16 protein-coding genes are annotated in these 14,632 nt (G+C 67.4%); 12 read left to right on the forward strand and 4 right to left on the reverse strand.

Annotated features, from left to right (window positions below; genetic code table 11):
• Window positions 1–6: 6 nt before the first annotated feature.
• From A3OK_RS0115545 to A3OK_RS0115555, 3 genes are all read right to left on the reverse strand, one after another.
• On the reverse strand, window positions 7–351 hold the full coding sequence (locus A3OK_RS0115545; protein ID WP_019905816.1) for a hypothetical protein: 345 nt from the start codon (window positions 349–351) through the stop codon (window positions 7–9).
• Window positions 352–466: 115 nt separating this feature from the next.
• Window positions 467–1,144, reverse strand: a complete 678-nt coding sequence (locus A3OK_RS0115550; RefSeq protein WP_019905817.1) for a transglutaminase-like cysteine peptidase — start codon at window positions 1,142–1,144, stop codon at window positions 467–469.
• 238 nt (window positions 1,145–1,382) lie between these two features.
• Complete coding sequence (locus tag A3OK_RS0115555) at window positions 1,383–1,781, reverse strand: DUF3775 domain-containing protein (RefSeq protein ID WP_019905818.1); 399 nt, start codon at window positions 1,779–1,781, stop codon at window positions 1,383–1,385.
• Window positions 1,782–1,948: 167 nt separating this feature from the next.
• Between A3OK_RS0115555 and A3OK_RS0115560 the strand changes: the two genes are divergently transcribed.
• The 3 genes from A3OK_RS0115560 (at window position 1,949) to A3OK_RS0115570 (ending at window position 4,114) form a co-directional block, all read left to right on the forward strand.
• The gene (locus A3OK_RS0115560) at window positions 1,949–2,701 is read left to right on the forward strand and encodes a DUF429 domain-containing protein (RefSeq protein WP_019905819.1); all 753 of its coding nucleotides are present in this window, start codon (window positions 1,949–1,951) and stop codon (window positions 2,699–2,701) included.
• A gap of 9 nt (window positions 2,702–2,710) precedes the next feature.
• Window positions 2,711–3,301: an NUDIX domain-containing protein gene (locus A3OK_RS0115565; RefSeq protein WP_019905820.1), complete on the forward strand. Its 591-nt coding sequence runs from the start codon at window positions 2,711–2,713 to the stop codon at window positions 3,299–3,301.
• Window positions 3,302–3,442: 141 nt separating this feature from the next.
• Window positions 3,443–4,114, forward strand: a complete 672-nt coding sequence (locus A3OK_RS0115570; RefSeq protein WP_026597311.1) for a carbonic anhydrase — start codon at window positions 3,443–3,445, stop codon at window positions 4,112–4,114.
• A 155-nt stretch (window positions 4,115–4,269) separates the two neighbouring features.
• On the opposite strand, the gene A3OK_RS0115575 is transcribed toward A3OK_RS0115570, so the two are convergent.
• Window positions 4,270–4,971, reverse strand: coding sequence for a DUF4142 domain-containing protein (locus tag A3OK_RS0115575; RefSeq protein WP_019905822.1), 702 nt, complete (start codon window positions 4,969–4,971; stop codon window positions 4,270–4,272).
• A gap of 387 nt (window positions 4,972–5,358) precedes the next feature.
• Between A3OK_RS0115575 and A3OK_RS0115580 the strand changes: the two genes are divergently transcribed.
• The 9 genes from A3OK_RS0115580 to A3OK_RS0115620 all read left to right on the forward strand — a co-directional run bounded on the left by A3OK_RS0115580 (window position 5,359) and on the right by A3OK_RS0115620 (window position 14,591).
• Window positions 5,359–6,219 (forward strand): universal stress protein, encoded by an 861-nt coding sequence (locus A3OK_RS0115580; protein WP_019905823.1) that lies wholly within the window; start codon window positions 5,359–5,361, stop codon window positions 6,217–6,219.
• A 164-nt stretch (window positions 6,220–6,383) separates the two neighbouring features.
• A complete protein-coding gene (locus A3OK_RS0115585; RefSeq protein ID WP_019905824.1) occupies window positions 6,384–7,004 on the forward strand; it encodes a hypothetical protein in 621 nt (206 codons plus the stop codon).
• Window positions 7,005–7,125: 121 nt separating this feature from the next.
• On the forward strand, window positions 7,126–7,725 hold the full coding sequence (locus tag A3OK_RS0115590) for a hypothetical protein (RefSeq protein ID WP_019905825.1): 600 nt from the start codon (window positions 7,126–7,128) through the stop codon (window positions 7,723–7,725).
• 88 nt (window positions 7,726–7,813) lie between these two features.
• Entirely contained in the window at window positions 7,814–8,473 is a 660-nt protein-coding gene (locus A3OK_RS0115595) for a cytochrome b/b6 domain-containing protein (RefSeq protein WP_019905826.1), read from the forward strand.
• Complete coding sequence (locus A3OK_RS0115600; RefSeq protein WP_019905827.1) at window positions 8,470–9,249, forward strand: molybdopterin-dependent oxidoreductase; 780 nt, start codon at window positions 8,470–8,472, stop codon at window positions 9,247–9,249. Before A3OK_RS0115595 ends, A3OK_RS0115600 begins: the two co-directional genes overlap by 4 nt.
• A 483-nt stretch (window positions 9,250–9,732) precedes the next feature.
• A complete protein-coding gene (locus tag A3OK_RS0115605) occupies window positions 9,733–9,924 on the forward strand; it encodes a hypothetical protein (protein ID WP_019905828.1) in 192 nt (63 codons plus the stop codon).
• 57 nt (window positions 9,925–9,981) lie between these two features.
• Window positions 9,982–10,848, forward strand: a complete 867-nt coding sequence (cysE, locus tag A3OK_RS0115610) for a serine O-acetyltransferase (RefSeq protein WP_196805444.1) — start codon at window positions 9,982–9,984, stop codon at window positions 10,846–10,848.
• Between the two features lie 349 nt (window positions 10,849–11,197).
• Window positions 11,198–12,589: a family 2B encapsulin nanocompartment shell protein gene (locus A3OK_RS24750; RefSeq protein ID WP_026597312.1), complete on the forward strand. Its 1,392-nt coding sequence runs from the start codon at window positions 11,198–11,200 to the stop codon at window positions 12,587–12,589.
• Window positions 12,576–14,591 (forward strand): family 2A encapsulin nanocompartment cargo protein cysteine desulfurase, encoded by a 2,016-nt coding sequence (locus tag A3OK_RS0115620; protein WP_019905831.1) that lies wholly within the window; start codon window positions 12,576–12,578, stop codon window positions 14,589–14,591. Before A3OK_RS24750 ends, A3OK_RS0115620 begins: the two co-directional genes overlap by 14 nt.
• Window positions 14,592–14,632 lie beyond the last annotated feature (41 nt).

Below are 14,632 nucleotides of genomic sequence, written 5' to 3' on the forward strand. Positions count from 1 at the left end.
CCGGTTTTAGAGCGGGCGGGTCGCGTTCGGCTTCTGGAGGAGCCAGAACTTCGCGCGCTGGATCAGGGCCGGGCGAACCCGGGCCACGTCCTCGCCATCGACCAGGGGCGAGGTCGAGAGGGCGGAAAGATAGGCGCCCTCGCTGCCACGACAGGATTTAAGCGCCGATTCCACGGCCAGAACACGGCTCGTCAGGACGGATTGCAGACCGAAATTCCGGTGCAGGCATCCGCGCCATGCCGCATGCAGGGCACCGACATCGGAATCCTCGGCCGAGGCCTGAGGGATGGCGGACAAAAGCACCATGGCAGCCAGCAGGACAGCTGCGGGCACGCGGCTCAGCTTCGTCATGAGGAGGGGTTCCCGAACCCGCTCACCCTCGCCTGCGCAAGCTTAACAACTCGCTAATGCGTCGCCTTCGATACGATCCCGAACCGGGACGGGCGCCCCGGGGAGGGGCGCGCGCCTAGCGGTTTGCGGTCGTCACCGGCGATGTGGCGCGGCCCAGCGAGACCCAGGCCACCGCATCCTGGCTCTCGCGCTTGATGAAGGTGTAGCCGGTCTGGCGCCAGGGCAGGATGTTGCTGGTCTTGTTGTCGAGGATGAGGTCGCCCCTGTCGGTGATCAGGGTCAGGACGGCATGGCCTTCACCCTTCTCGTCGATCACCACGGTCATCCGCATGGCCCGGCGCGGCAGGCCGGCATCGGCGAGGAGCTTGCGCTTGAGGAGCTGGAAATCCTCGCAATCGCCGGCGCCGGATTCTGCGAGATCCCAACGGTCGGCCACGTGCAGCTGCTCCATGTCGGTGACGGCCCGGATCGACTTGTTCACGCGGCGGTTCACCGAGACGATGGTGTTCCAGATGGCGGGCGTCAGGGCGATCGTGGCGGGCTCGCCGACATTCACCGCGCATTCGGAGACGTAGGACTCGCAGAACGTGACCCATGCGGTGATCGGGCGGGCGGCCCCCGACGTCGCGATCGAGCTTGCCACGCCGGGCAGCGACGCCAGGGTCTGGGCGGCGGCGCCATCCGGTACGGCGGCAAGGGAAGCAACCATCAGGCCCGAGACGAGGCCGAGACGTCCGACGGTGCGCCCGAGGGCAGTCACCGCATTCTGGAGCTTGGAAATCGCGATCCGCATGGCCGCCGCTCGTCCCGTTAATCTGTTGTTAACGAACGTCTCACGGCCAGGGTTGGGCGGCAATCTCCGGGTTAAGAAAAGGTTAATGCTGTGAACAGCTGTGCATGACGTAAAATTACAACGCGTTCCGGACGACATGGGGGAGCGTCCGAAACCGGTGCGGCGACAGGGCATCGCCGCACCGGATCGTCGTCGCATATCGATGTGTCTCGAGGTCGATCTCGACTCTTCGGATAGCCTAGGCTTGCGGCAGATCCTGGCTGATCCCGAGGGCGGCGAGGCCCTCGTCCAGGAGATCGCCGGCATCGGGCGAGCCCAGAATCTCGCGCATGGCGCCTTCGCCGGCCGCTTCGCGCTCGCGGGCGAAACGCACCGCCTCGCTCCACTCCTCCGCCTCCATGTCGCCGCGCCCGACATAGATCAGGGCGAGGAGGTTGGCCCGCTCGTCGTCGTTGAGGCCGCTGATCATGGAGCGAACCTCCGATTCCGTGGCATCGTCGGTGCCGGAGGTGAGCACGTCGGTGGAGCCGTCATCGATCGGGTTGGAGCCTGAATCGGGATCGGTCGGCCCCTCCTTCACGTCGAGCGCCCTGACCCGGAGGATGATGTCGGTGACCTTGTCGATGGCGATGTCCATGAAACGATCCTGTGATGCGTGTCGCCAGAGGCGGCGTGTCCTGATCCGGGAGGGCGGCCATTGCGGCCGGCCATCCCTGTGCAGCGTCAACCCGCCAGGGCCGGCGGGGTTCGCGTGATGCATCGGTTCGCAAGGCGCACGGGGTTGGCATGACGTATGGGGTTGGCATGACGCGCTGGATCGCCGGACTCGACGGCTGCCGGGGCGCCTGGGCCGGAACGCTTCTCGACCTCGACGATCCCGGCCATTACCGGGCTGCGCTCTTCGCCCGCGTCGTCGACATCCTCGACGCGCCGGAGGCGCCGGTCTGCGTCGGGATCGACGTGCCGATCGGCCTGCCCGACGTCGTCGAAGGCGGCGGTCGCGTCGCCGATCGCGCGGCCAGGGCCTATCTCGCGGGCGGTCGGGCAAGCGTCTTTCCGGTGCCACCGCGCGCGGCGATCCATGCCGCGAGCTACGAGGAGGCGAAGGCCCTCTCCCGCGCCGCCAGCACCCCGCCCTTCGCGCCGTCGATCCAGTGCTGGAACATCACCCGCTCCATCCGCGAGGTCGACGATCTGCTGCTCTCGACGCCGCCGCTTCGCCAGCGGGTTCACGAGGTCCATCCAGAAGTCGCCTTTCGCCGCCTCAACGGAGACCGGCCACTGGCCTTTCGGAAGAAGGGGCCGGGACGCCAGGCGGGGCTGGAGGAGCGCCGCGCGCTCCTGCGCGAGGCCGGCCTTCCCGCCCCGCTGGTGAATGCTGCAAGGCCGCGTGGCGTCGGCGCCGACGATCACCTCGACGCCCTCGCCGCCCTGGTCGTCGCCCGGGACATCGCCCTCGGTCGCGCCATCCCGATGCCCGACCCGCCGGGGCGCGACGGCCATGGCCTGCCCATCGTCATCTGGGCACCGGCTGGCGGGGGTCCGATTCCCTGCTAAAGCGGTGGGATGACTTCACCTCCGACCACCGGGACGTCCGGGCCTTCATCGAGCCAAGCCGTTGAAGCGCCTTCCTCCGAAGCGCCTGCTCTGCGCCACATCGCCCGAGCCCTGGTCTTCGATCCGCAGGACCGGCTGCTCCTGATCGCCTACGAGGCGCAGAGGCCATTCGAGTCCTCGAACCCCGAGGCGCGCACCTTCTGGTTCATGCCGGGAGGCGGCTTGGAGCCCGGCGAAGATCACAGGGAGGCCTGCCTTCGGGAACTGGGAGAGGAGATCGGGGTTTTCGATGCCGAGATCGGACCGCAGGTCGCGGCCTGCGACGGCCCGTTCTTCCTGTTTCCGAAACCGCGCGATGCCCGTGAACGCTACTTCGTGGTGCGTCTTCCCAGCGACGAGGTGGATACCAGCCGCCTCGCCGAGACCGAGGACAGCACCGTCCTCGGCACGCGCTGGTGGACGCTCGATGAATTGGACGCCAGCGGCGAACGGATCGAACCGGCCGGCCTGGCTCGCCTGGCCAGGCGGATCGCGTCCGGCGAGCGGCCCGACGCGCCGGTCATTCTGGCCTGGCACCCGGGATCACGGCACGACGTGTGACTCCGCACTGGCCCCTGCGGTCGATCCTGAGGAACATGTGGCGTCACAGTCGAGTATGGCACGGGCCGTGATCGTCGAAGGCAACGTGTCGACGATCGGGCAGCCCCGCCCCCATCAACACCGAACAAGGAAGGCAAACGCATGTTTCCAGAAAAGCTGAGAACAGGATACCGATCGTTTCTCGACGGACGGTTGTCCGACGAGGCCAAGCGCTACGCCGCCCTCGCGGAAGGCCAGAGCCCGGAAGTCCTGCTGATCGGCTGCTGTGACAGCCGCGTTTCGCCGGAAGTGATCTTCGATACCGGACCGGGCGAGCTCTTCATCATCCGCAACGTGGCGAACCTCGTTCCCCCATTCGAGGAAGGTGGCGAGTATCACGGCACGTCGGCGGCCATCGAGTTCGCGGTCCAGGCTCTGGAAGTGAAGCACATCGTCGTGCTGGGCCATGCCACCTGCGGCGGCATCAAGGCCTACGCCAACCCGCCGGGCCCGCTCTCGAAGAGCGACTTCATCGGCAAGTGGGTTTCCCTGGTGGCGGGCGCCGAAGAGAAGCTCAAGGTCCAGAAGGGACCGGATCACCTGACGCGCCTCGAATACGCGACGGTGGCGCAGAGCCTCGAGAACCTGATGACGTTCCCGTTCGTCCGCGAGCGTGTGGCCTCCGGTCGCCTGTCGCTTCACGGCGCGCATTTCGGCATCGCCCACGGCGAGCTTCTCCTGCGCAATCCCGAGACGGGCGATTTCGAGCCCGCCGTCGATGGACGCGGAAAGCCGATGACCCCCGCCTCCCTGATGCACAGCAGCGAAGTCTGACCGAGCCGAGCCTCCGTATCCGGAGCCGGGTACGGAGGCTCGGCGCTCAGCACGGACCGATCCGCGCACGAAAAACGCCGGGCTTCACCAGCCCGGCGTTTCTCATTTCCTATGTCTCGCCGTCATCCTGTCGAAGGGCGGCGAGACCGCGAATTTCAGCGGGCGCCGGGGAGACGCTGCGCCATCTGGTAATGCTGCTGCAGCACCGGCAGGGCCTGCTCGGCATGGGCGCGCAGGGCCGGGTTGGTGCCCGACTGGGCGTAGGACTGGTACATGCCGATCGCCATCTGATGCGACTTCACCTGGATCTCACCGTAGAGACGGTCGAAGCGCTGGCCGGCCGGGGCAGCGGCGAGCTCCGCCAGCATCGCCTGCTGCTGCGGGTCGACCGGGACCATGGTCGTACCGGCCGTGGTATCGACATCGCCGTTGAAGGCGCGGCTGCCGGCGGCGGCACCGTTGGTCGCGCCGCTTCCGAGACCCTCGACCGCGCCGACCGGACCGCCGCTCAGCGTACCGGCAACGACGCCGGTGGCCGCACCCGTGGCCGCGCCGACAGCGCCGCCGGCAATGGCCAGCGGGGCGCCGATCAGGCCACCGGGACCGCCATTGCCGGCATAGGTCCGCTCACCGCCGGCCAGCGCCACGTTGGCGGCGCGGTGGTCGCGCACGGCATCACGGGCGAAGCGGATCACCTGCGGGTTGCGGCTCTTCGACAGCGCGATCTGGCTGGACTGGACCTCGAACGCATTGGCCTGCATCGCCTGGAGGCGGAAATCGCCGGACATCGTCTGGGCGGCGGCGGGGGTCGCCATGGCGACGACGGCAGCGGAAAGCGCAACGTACTTATTCATCATTCTGACCTCTGGATATGATCGGAAAACGCATGGGCGAAAGGCCGGCGTGCATCATTGAAGATGAGCGAGCCCATTCAAGCCACGTTTGGCGGACAACGATGGACTATCCGATCGGTTCCGCACAAATTCCGCTACAGGCTCCGTCATTCTACTGACATTCTACGCTTCTCATCGGGCTTTATAGCCAAGCTCTATCCGCCCTCAGCGTAAGCGCCTGCCGCTCGCGCCCGAGCCGTCACGCAGGCACTACGGCATGCCGCGAAACCCGAACCTGCGGCCCCGAACCTGCAGAAAAGCGTGGGTTTACGGGGCGGCGGAGTTTTCCGGGATGCGAAACCGCTCTAGCCTCCGGATCGATAGCGATGACGGTGATGGAGGCTCCCGGCGATGAAGACCCTGCTCGTTCCGGTGGCGCTCCATGACGCGCTGCCTTCGGTGTTCCAGACGACGCTCCTGACCGCGCGCAGGTTCGGCAGCCTGATCGAGGGCGTCTCCCTGCGGCCGGCCTTGGCCGAATACGTCCCCGTCGACATGGTCGGCGGCATGACCTGGCTGCGCGACGAGGAGGCCGACAAGGCCGAGGCCGAGGCGGCCGGCAAGCGCTTCGTCGATTTCCTCGTCGGTGCCGGCATCCCCCTGGCCACAGAGGGGCCGTGCACGCCGGAATTCGTAGCCGCGGCCGGGGCACGCTATCGTTGGCGCCCGGACGTGCCGGCGGGTGATGCCTTCCTAGGCCATTACGCCCGCCTGTTCACCGCCACCGTGGTCGGACGTCCCGGCTCGGGCGACGGCGCCCCCCGCATGACCACGTTCGAGACGGCCCTGTTCGAGAGCGGCCGGCCGATCCTGCTGGCGCCCCCCAAACCTCCGACGAGCCTCGGCGAGGCGATCCTCATCGCCTGGAACGGTTCGAGCGAGACCGCGCGGGCGGTGGCCTTCGCCATGCCCTTCCTCCGCAAGGCCGCGCGGATCCGGGTCATCAGCGCGGAAGGCGGCATGGTGCCAGGACCCAGCGCGGAGGATCTCGCCAAGGCTCTCGCCTGCGAGGGGATCTACGCCGATCACAGGGCGTTCCCGGAAGGCCGGCGGACGCCCGGCGAAGTCTTCCTCAACGAGGCGCAGGAATTCGGCTGCGATCTGCTGATCAAGGGCGCCTATACCCAGAGCCGGCTGCGTCAGATGATCTTCGGCGGCGCCACCAGCCACGTTCTCGCCCATGCCACGATGCCGATGCTGATGGCGCACTGACCCCTTCCGGGCCGCTTCCGAGCCGGCTCATGATGGCGCACAATTGATTTGTGCGCATACGAACCCGATGCCACCTTGCGCGTTGTCCGAACGCTTCTTGCCGCGAAGGCGGAAGCATCCGGCCCGGTCCCGACACTCGGGACCGCTCCAGCGCAAGGCATTTCATGACACGACGGATCATCACGGCCGGCACCCTGTGCCTCGGCCTGCTTTCCAGCCTGACTGCACTGAGCCCGGCCGCCCTGGCCGATTCCGCCGTGGTTCGCGTTCGCGGCACGATCGAGTCGATCGAGGGCGATCACGTGACGATCAAGCCCCGGATCGGACAGGCCGTTTCGGTCAAGTTCGCCGATGCGATGAGGGTCGCTGCCGCCAGCAAGGCCGAGATCGGCGACATCAAGCCCGACAGCTACATCGGCACCGCCGCGACGCCCCAGGCCGACGGCACCCTCAAGGCCCTCGAAGTCGCCGTCTTCGCCCCGAGCATGCGCGGCACCGGCGACGGGCATTATCCGTGGGATCTCGAGAAGGAGAGCACGATGACGAACGGCGCGGTGGGCGCGCTCGCCGGCACGTCGGGCCGCACGATCACCGTGACCTACAAGGGCGGCGAGAAGACCATCAGCGTGCCCGAGGACGTGCCGATCGTCGCCCTCAACCCGTCCGACACATCGGTGATCAAGGTGGGCGCCCGCGTGGTGGCGATCACCAAGGCGGATGCCGCCGGCGCGATCGTCGCCGACCGGATGATCGTCGGCGAGAACGGCACCGTGCCGCCGATGTAGGCCGCGCCTATCCCCGAACACGACATTCCGGGGCAGCGGCGCGGTCCCGGCATCGGTGCCGGGCCTTCCCGGCCTGGCCCCGATGACAACGACGCCGAACTCCGACGCTCAAGGAAACGCCATGCTGAAATCCTTCCTCACGACGCTCACCCTGACCCTGGCCGTGACCGCGACGGCCGCCCAGGCCGACGACGTCACGCGCTACCGCGGCACCATCGAGAAGGTCGATGGAACGGCGGTAACGATCAAGCCGCGCATCGGCGACGCGCTGACGGTCACCATGGCCCCCGACGTGAAGGTACTGTCGGCCACCACCGGCAAGCTCACCGATATCAAGCCCGACAGCTATATCGGCACGGCGGCCATCCCGCAGCCGGACGGATCGCAGAAGGCGCTGCAGGTCACCGTGTTCGCCTCGTCCCTGCGCGGCACGGCCGACGGCCATTATCCGTGGGATCTCGGCTCCAATTCCACCATGACCAACGGTGCCATCGGAACGATCTCCGGCACCGAGGGACGGACGATGCTGGTCAAGTACCAGGGCGGCGAGAAGAAGGTGAACGTCCCCGACGACGTGCCGGTGACGCTGGTCGATCCGGGTGACAAGTCCATCGTCGTCGACGGCGCGAAGGTTGTCGCCTTCACCAAGAAGGGCAGCGACGGCAAGCCCGGCGCGATCATCCTCATCGTCGGCCGGAACGGCACCGTCCCGTCGATGTAACGGATCGGGCGGCCCTCCCCTCTCTACGGGGGGAGGGTCTTCGCGGATCGGCGCTGATCCGGCACGCGTGCCACAGGGAGACCAGATCATGTCATCACCCGGCGACCCCCGGTCCCGTCTCCTCGTGATCCACCCGCTCGTCGTGCGCGTGACCCACTGGATCAACGCGGTCGCGGTGTTCTGCATGCTGTTCAGCGGGTGGGCGATCTACAACGCCTCGCCGCTCTTCCCCTTCGCCTTTCCGAAATGGGCGACCCTCGGCGGCTGGCTCGGCGGGGCCCTGGCCTGGCATTTCGCCGCCATGTGGCTGTTCGCCCTAAACGGCCTCGCCTATGCGCTCTACGGCCTGTTCAGCCGCCATTTCGCCAGATCGTTCCTGCCGTTGAGCCCGACGGCGTTCTGGCGTGACGCCACGGCCGCGTTGAGGCTGCGCCTCACCCACCGCATCGGCCAGTACAACGCGGTGCAGAGGCTCGCCTATCTGGTGGCGTTCCTGCTCGGAATCCTGCTGATCGCCTCGGGCCTCGCCCTGTGGAAGCCGGTGCAGTTGCAGGGACTCGCCAATCTGTTCGGCGGCTATGAATGGGCGCGGCGCGTCCATTTCGCCGCCATGTCCGGCCTCGTCGGCTTCATCCTGCTGCATCTGGCGCTGGTGATCCTGGTGCCGCGCACCCTCGTCGCGATGGTCACCGGCCGTGCCCGCGTTCCCGTCGATCCGCCCTCCGACATGGTGGAGAGCCGCCCATGAGCCGCGACCCGACCGAAGCGCAGCGCTTGCGCGACCTCCGCCGCGAGATCCAGCCGGACTTGGTGAGACTGGAGCGCCGCCTGTTCCTGCGCTCGGGCCTGTCGCTCGGTGCCCTGTCGCTGCTCTCGGGCTGCGACCTCTCCACCGGCACCAATGGCACGCTGATCGACCGGACGCTTTGGGCGATGTCGCGCGCCAACGACAGGGTCCAGGCCTGGTTGTTCGATCCGAACACCCTGGCGCCGACCTACCCGGCGAGCATGATCGACACGCCGTTCCGCTTCAACGCCTTCTACCCGCCGGACAACATCCCCGAGATCGACGAGGCGAGCTGGAAACTCGAAATCTCCGGCCTCGTCTCCGACAAGACGCCCTGGACGCTGCGGACGCTGCGCGCCCTGCCGCAGGAGAGCCAGATCACCCGGCACATCTGCATCGAGGGCTGGAGCCAGATCGGCCAGTGGAGCGGCGTTCCGCTGAGGACCTTCCTGGAACGCGTCGGCGCCGACCTCACCGCGAAATATGTCGGCTTCAAATGTGCCGACCGCTATTATGGCAGCCTCGACATGCCGAGCGCCCTGCATCCGCAGACGGTCCTGGCACTGGATTTCGGCGGCAAGGCCCTGCCCCTCGAATACGGCTATCCCCTCCGCGTGCGGGTGCCGACGAAACTCGGCTTCAAGAGCCCCAAGCACATCGCCTCGATCTTCGTGACCAACGATTATCCGGGCGGCTACTGGGAGGACCAGGGCTACAACTGGTTCAGCGGCATCTGATCGTCGGCGCGATCCGGCGACACCGGGCGAGGCCGCCGAAGAACAAGCCTGCTCCCGTCCGCGCGGCACAGGGAAGGATCTTTTCGCAAGCGCTTTGTCTTTGAAAATCACTGTCGTTGACCCGGACGGGTCAGGATAGGCACAATAGAGCCAGGGCCGAAGGAAATATCACTCGCCCGCGTCATGCTCCCGACGACAGTCTTGTCGGGATGCAATGCTTCGATTGGAAAACCGTGTCGCGACGCCTTGGAATGCTCCCCGCCGACATGACGACAGGTTCGGTGTCGCGGAACGGGATCGAACGACGATGCCGGGTCGGCGGCCGAATGCCGGCTCGCGGAAGTAAGCCCGTGTCCCGCCGAGCCTCGTAGCAGCGAACCGGCACGATACCCGATCCGATGCCGCCGACGACCTGACAGGCGAAGGCCGTCAGGCACGCAACTGCCCCCCCCACACACCAAACGGCACCCGAAGGAGAGAGCGATGGTTCTCGGAGATCAGGTCGTGTTCGCGAGACTCGACGTTGCCGAGGCACTCGGCATCTGGCGCCACGCCACGGGGCGAGTCGTCGACATCGTATCCGGCGCCGACGGGGCGGACGCGGTGAACGTCCAGTTCGAAGGCCACCGCCTGCTGGTGGGCTACATCGCCTCGCTTTTCCAGCGCGTCGGCTGAGACCGGAATTCCGGTGCCGACGGGGCTCGCCCGAGCCGCCACGAGGACGACGAACTCATGACAGCCGGCAGTCTGGCCACGCGCAGTATGCCGAGCAACATCCTGCGCCCGCCCCTGCGCAGCGTGAGCCAGACCCACGCCGAATCCGACGTCTGGCGGGCGATGCGCGCGGAGGCCGAGGCCGCGCTGATCGAAGAGCCGCTCTATGCCGGCATCGTCCAGGCGACGGTGCTCGATCAGCCGAGCCTGATCCACGCCTTCGCCTACCGGCTCGCCCATCGCCTCGGCGATGGCGACCTCTCGCGGCTTTCCACCCGCGACCTCTGCCTGTCCGCGTTCCAGGCCGATCCGCATGCGGGCGACCATGCGGTGCGCGATCTCGTCGCCATCCGCGAGCGCGACCCGACCTGCCGGCGCTACCTCGATCCCTTCCTGTTCTACAAGGGCCTCGCCGCCCTGGAGGGCTACCGCGTGGCCCACTGGCTCTGGCACCAGGGCCGCGCCACCCTCGCCCTCCATATCCAGAGCCGGATCTCCGAGGTGTTCGGGGCCGATATCCATCCCGCCGCGCGAATCGGCTCGGGCGTCTTCATCGATCACGCCACCGGCGTCGTCATCGGCGAGACGACCGTGATCGCCGACGATGTCTCGATCCTGCAATCGGTGACCCTCGGCGGCAACGGCAAGGAGAGCGGCGACCGCCATCCGAAGATCGAGCGCGGGGTGCTGCTCAGCGTCGGCGCCAAGGTGCTGGGCAACATCCGGGTCGGCGAGGGGGCGAAGGTCGCCGCCGCCGCCGTGGTGCTCCACGACGTGCCCGCTCACACCACCGTCGCAGGGGTGCCTGCCCGTGTCGTGTCCCGGATCAGCGCCGCCGAGGATCCGGCGCTCAGCATGGACCAGTTTTTCGGCGACGGGATTTAGAAAAAGATTTCGACTATTCACTTCCGTGCAACGCGCAACTCCGAGATATTTCATCCACCAGATCGCTATTTTATAGAATATAATTAGTTCATATCCAGCAAAATAGAATATCCATTCTATAAAGTGACTGAATTATAGAACATCTTTTTGTTGACCGCCTTCCATTACAAGAGCTAGAGGTAAATCGCTCCCGCAGTGACGCTTTGTCTGAGGCAGCGGGCGCCGATCAAGATCAGTCCAAGATTATCCAACGAGCGAGAGCGGACGCGCGATAGGTGCGGCTCCGACGCGGCTACGGCTGCGTCGGGGTCGGCCAACGCCTCCTGCCGCAATACGGAGATACATACCGATGAGTGGACCTGGTCTGAGCGTGAGCGCCTCGGCGGCACGTAATCTTGCAACCGCAACCGTCACCTCGGTCCAGAATGCGGCCAACACCCCGCGCTGGTTCCATCGCCTGCTGCCCTTCGTCGACGTCGCCGGCGGCGTCTATCGCGTCAACCGCCGCGCGGTCGTGCTGGCCAAGCCCGGCCGGATCGAACTTAGCAGCGAGGGCAACGAGCGCAGCGTGCGTCCGGCCTCCCTGCGCCGCATCCCGCTGTTCAGCCGCCTCGGCGACAACGAATTGTCGGCTCTCGCATCGAAGTTCACGACCTCCCAGCACAAGGCCGGCGAGATCATCGCCGAGGAGGGCTCCACCGGCCGCAGCCTCACCGTGGTCGCCGACGGCACCGTCGAGCTGACCCTGTCCGGTCCGTTCAAGGGTCGCCTGCGCCAGGGCCTCGCCACCGGCGGCGACTATTTCGGTGACGGCGACCTCGTCGGCGAGAACACGCCCGCCCCGGCCGTGAAGGCGCTCTCGGCGGTGACGCTGCTCACCCTCGACCGCGCCGCCATCGAGGACGAGGGCATCCGCTCGCGCATCACCCAGTATGTGGAAGAGCGCGACCGCCTCAAGGGCCACACCAACAGCCACGGAGAGCAGGGCATCGAGCTGCTCGCGGTCCATACCGGCGAGCCGCGCCTGCCCACCACCTTCGTCGATTACGAAGAGGATCCGCGCGAGTACCACCTCTCCACGATCCAGACGATCCTGCACACCCATACCCGCGTGACCGATCTCTATTCCAACGAGATCGACCAGCTGCGCGAGCAGATCCGCCTCACGGTCGATGCCGTGAAGGAGCGTGAAGAGTGGGAGCTGTTCAACAATTCCGAATTCGGCCTGCTCCACGAAGTCAGCCAGCGCCAGCGCATCCCCACCCGTGGCGGACCGCCGACCCCGGACGATCTCGACGAGCTCCTGACCCTGGTCTGGAAGAAGCCGGCCTTCTTCGTCGCCCATCCCCGCGCCATCGCGGCGTTCGGCCGGGAAGCCACGCGCCGTGGCGTGCCGCCGGTGGTGATCCACCTGTTCGGCTCGCCCTTCCTCACCTGGCGCGGCGTGCCGATCGTGCCCAGCGACAAGCTGCCGATCGACATCGATCCGGTGACCGGCGCCCAGACCACCTCGATCCTGCTGCTGCGCGTCGGCGAAGGCGAGCAGGGCGTGGTCGGCCTTCAGAAGTCCGGCGTCACCGGCGAGATCGAGACCGGCCTGTCGGTGCGCTACATGGGCACCAACGACCATTCCATCGCCTCGCACCTCGTGACCCGCTACTTCTCCGCCGCCGTCCTGGTGGAGGATGCCATCGCACGCCTCGATAACGTGCTGCTGGGCAACTACCATGACTACGCCTAGCGCGCCGGGCCTCCCCACGGGTCTGTTCGGCGATACGGCGCATGCGGATCTCGTCGGGCGTCTCGCCCGCGAGATCTACGGCCAGGGGCAGGCCGCGAGCGCGCCCCTGACCCCTAACCTGCCGCAGACCCCGCAGGCACCGCAGGCCCTGGAGAATCTTCCCCAGGGCTTCGGCCACCCGCTGGCGCCCAAGGCGGATCTCGGTACGCCGTCGATCCCCTCGGGTTCCGCGCCCTCGGGATTGCAGCCCGACGCGTCGGCCCTCGCCGCCCGCTCCTTCGGTGCCCCGCCCGTCGGTCTTCCGGGCCTGACCGGGCCGGGCTTCGCCCAGCCCTCGGCTTTCCCCTCGGTCCATCCCGAGGCGCAGGCTCCCCGTGGCGGCCTGCCGGAATTCTTCGTGCCGAGCGTCGACGACGTGGCCGCCTTCCTTCCGGGGGGACGCGACCTCCACGCGACGATCGCCAAGGACCACCCGCGCGCCAATGCCTTCGCGCACGGGTTCGCCCCATCGCTGGTGCCCTCCGCCCCGACGCCCTCCGCCCCGACCGCTCGGGGTTCTCATGCGTCGCACGACGTGTCGCAGGAATCCCATGGGCGCCCCGGCCGGGTCACCGCGCCAACCGGGAAGCCCGGCTCGGCCGATTCCTACGCCACGGACGAGTATTACTTCCTCGCGGATCGCAGCCGCTCTGGCAGCACCGCGCCCGCGCAGGTGAAGACCCGCGAGAACCAGGGACGCGGAGAATCCGCTCGCCTTCCCACCGGCCAGGGCTCTAGCCCGGTAGCCGCGCCGTTCGACGTGGAGCGGGTGCGCCGCGACTTCCCGGCGCTCCACCAGAGCGTCAACGGCCATCCGCTGGTCTGGCTCGACAACGCCGCCACCACCCACAAGCCGCAGAGCGTGATCGACGCGACGTCCGAGTTCTATGCCCGGCACAACTCGAACATCCACCGGGCCGCGCATACCCTGGCGGCGCGCTCGACGGACCTGTTCGAGGGCGGTCGCGAGAAGGTGCGGCGCTTCATCAACGCACCGTCGAAGGACGACATCGTCTTCCTGCGCGGCACCACCGAGGCGATCAACCTCGTCGCCAATTCCTACGGCCGCGCCAATATCGGTCCGGGCGACGAGATCATCGTCAGCCAGATCGAGCACCACGCCAACATCGTACCCTGGCAGCTCCTGACCCAGGCCACGGGGGCGACCCTGCGGGTGATCCCGGTCAACGACCGGGGCGAGCTCATCTTCGAGCAGTTCGCCGCCCTGCTCTCGGGCCGCACCAAGATCGTGTCGGTGACCCATGTCGCCAACGCGCTCGGCACCATCAACCCGGTCGCGGAGATCATCGCCCTCAGCCATGCCTACGGCGTGCCTGTGCTGGTGGATGCGGCCCAATCCTCGCCGCACATCCCCCTCGACGTGCAGGCGCTGGATGCCGACTTCCTCGTCTTCTCCGGCCACAAGGTGTTCGGCCCGACCGGGATCGGCGCCCTCTACGGCAAGAAGCACCTGCTGGAGGCGATGCCCCCCTGGCAGGGCGGCGGCCACATGATCGAGGACGTCACCTTCGCGCATACCGTCTACAAGGGAGCGCCGGAGAAGTTCGAGGCCGGCACCCCGGACATCGCCGGCGCGGTCGGACTCGGTGCGGCCCTCGACTACCTCGAGAGCGTCGGCCTGCCCGGAATCGCGGCCTACGAGCACGACCTGCTCGACTACGCGCAACACGGACTCGCCGAGGTGAAGGGCCTTCGCCTCATCGGCACGGCCCGGCAGAAGGCCAGCGTGATGTCCTTCGTGATCGATGGACATGAGAACGAGGCGGTGGCCAAGCACCTCGACGCTAGCGGCATCGCGGTGCGCTCGGGCCACCATTGCGCCCTCCCGGCCCTGCGCCGCTTCGGCGTCGATCAGTCGGTCCGCGCCTCGCTCGCCTTCTACAACACCCGGGCGGAGGTGGACGTGTTCCTCAAGGCGCTGCACGCCCTGCCGCGCCGGTAATTCCCGGCGACGCCTGCAGGACGATCATCTCGACCAGACCT

This window comes from Methylobacterium sp. 77, from assembly GCF_000372825.1.
Classification (GTDB): domain Bacteria; phylum Pseudomonadota; class Alphaproteobacteria; order Rhizobiales; family Beijerinckiaceae; genus Methylobacterium.

Coding starts and splice junctions, on each gene's coding strand:
- A3OK_RS0115545 (WP_019905816.1), bottom strand. CDS start 351: ATGACGAAGCTGAGCCGCGTGCCCGCAGCTGTCCTGCTGGCTGCCATG.
- A3OK_RS0115550 (WP_019905817.1), bottom strand. CDS start 1,144: ATGCGGATCGCGATTTCCAAGCTCCAGAATGCGGTGACTGCCCTCGGG.
- A3OK_RS0115555 (WP_019905818.1), bottom strand. CDS start 1,781: ATGGACATCGCCATCGACAAGGTCACCGACATCATCCTCCGGGTCAGG.
- A3OK_RS0115560 (WP_019905819.1), top strand. CDS start 1,949: ATGACGCGCTGGATCGCCGGACTCGACGGCTGCCGGGGCGCCTGGGCC.
- A3OK_RS0115565 (WP_019905820.1), top strand. CDS start 2,711: ATGACTTCACCTCCGACCACCGGGACGTCCGGGCCTTCATCGAGCCAA.
- A3OK_RS0115570 (WP_026597311.1), top strand. CDS start 3,443: ATGTTTCCAGAAAAGCTGAGAACAGGATACCGATCGTTTCTCGACGGA.
- A3OK_RS0115575 (WP_019905822.1), bottom strand. CDS start 4,971: ATGATGAATAAGTACGTTGCGCTTTCCGCTGCCGTCGTCGCCATGGCG.
- A3OK_RS0115580 (WP_019905823.1), top strand. CDS start 5,359: ATGAAGACCCTGCTCGTTCCGGTGGCGCTCCATGACGCGCTGCCTTCG.
- A3OK_RS0115585 (WP_019905824.1), top strand. CDS start 6,384: ATGACACGACGGATCATCACGGCCGGCACCCTGTGCCTCGGCCTGCTT.
- A3OK_RS0115590 (WP_019905825.1), top strand. CDS start 7,126: ATGCTGAAATCCTTCCTCACGACGCTCACCCTGACCCTGGCCGTGACC.
- A3OK_RS0115595 (WP_019905826.1), top strand. CDS start 7,814: ATGTCATCACCCGGCGACCCCCGGTCCCGTCTCCTCGTGATCCACCCG.
- A3OK_RS0115600 (WP_019905827.1), top strand. CDS start 8,470: ATGAGCCGCGACCCGACCGAAGCGCAGCGCTTGCGCGACCTCCGCCGC.
- A3OK_RS0115605 (WP_019905828.1), top strand. CDS start 9,733: ATGGTTCTCGGAGATCAGGTCGTGTTCGCGAGACTCGACGTTGCCGAG.
- cysE (WP_196805444.1), top strand. CDS start 9,982: ATGACAGCCGGCAGTCTGGCCACGCGCAGTATGCCGAGCAACATCCTG.
- A3OK_RS24750 (WP_026597312.1), top strand. CDS start 11,198: ATGAGTGGACCTGGTCTGAGCGTGAGCGCCTCGGCGGCACGTAATCTT.
- A3OK_RS0115620 (WP_019905831.1), top strand. CDS start 12,576: ATGACTACGCCTAGCGCGCCGGGCCTCCCCACGGGTCTGTTCGGCGAT.